This window comes from Prevotella sp. HJM029 (assembly GCF_000599605.1).
Lineage (GTDB): Bacteria > Bacteroidota > Bacteroidia > Bacteroidales > Bacteroidaceae > Prevotella.
Window position 1 is genome coordinate 1 of sequence record NZ_AZHT01000113.1, and the last position, 985, is coordinate 985.

The following is a 985-nucleotide window of genomic DNA, read 5'->3' on the forward strand; positions in this document are numbered from 1 at the left end:
CCAAGCCTCTCAACGATGCTCAAATGAGTTTGCAAATGAGGGCAATGGAAAGTGCACTTTCACATTGCCGAATGCAGCAAGCATTATGCAAATGTGCGGGTCGTTTTTTTACAAAGCCGCCATTACCAAGGTGTAAGTCCTTGTAATGGCGGATTTTTATATTCGCAACTTTTTCAGAAAGGAACTTGTTGAAGAGAATAACAATTAATCGTTTCCAAATCAATGATTAATGGACAATATCTTATCATAGCTCACACCTTTATATTCGTTCCTACGCCCTTTCAGCACAACTTTCATGGAGTCGAGAGGTTGATAACTGTGACGTTTGTAGAAATAAATTCTACTATATAATAGCATTTTAGTTGTATCTATGTCTATCATTTCACTTGCAACATCATACTTGAGAGAATGTCTGTCGCTTATTTTTGGGGGAAAGATAGCAAATTTGCCTTGTTGTTTGATTTTCCATAACAATTCATCGGTGCAATATTCCTTGATGATTTGCTGTAAAGATTCTGCGTCAAAAGGTGTGTAAAGACATTCATGGGAATATAACAAATAAAATTCGGTCACCAAATCTGATTCGTCTAAACTCTGTGGCATCTGGTATTTGTTGACGTTACCGTCTTTAGAGAATGCTAAAATGTAAGTGTATCCATCGTCTGTTTCAGGTAGGTATGAACCTACAAATAGATAGACTGTCGTATTAGAAACAGCAAAGAGGGGTCCGGCATATAGTTGTCGTTCATTATCTGGACTCCCTAATAGCCATGGCGTAGTTACAGCCTTTTGATGGAAAAGTGTTTTGCCATTTTTGGCAATTGTCACAAAAAGCGTTTTATCGTAGAAGTTCTCATTTTTTATCTTAATGCCATTGTCTGCAGTTTGTAATAGCATATGCCAATCCCTTACTATGGTATCAAGTTCGATGGTCATTTTAGACTTGGCATCCACAAAAGAATCCGATTTTCCATCAATGATGGAA

General features: G+C 37.4%; 1 protein-coding gene. It reads right to left on the reverse strand.

What is annotated here, in order from left to right; translation table 11 throughout:
- Positions 1-219: 219 nt before the first annotated feature.
- Positions 220-985 (reverse strand): hypothetical protein (locus X919_RS16855; RefSeq protein WP_028899401.1); only part of this gene is annotated, 766 nt, incomplete at its 5' end.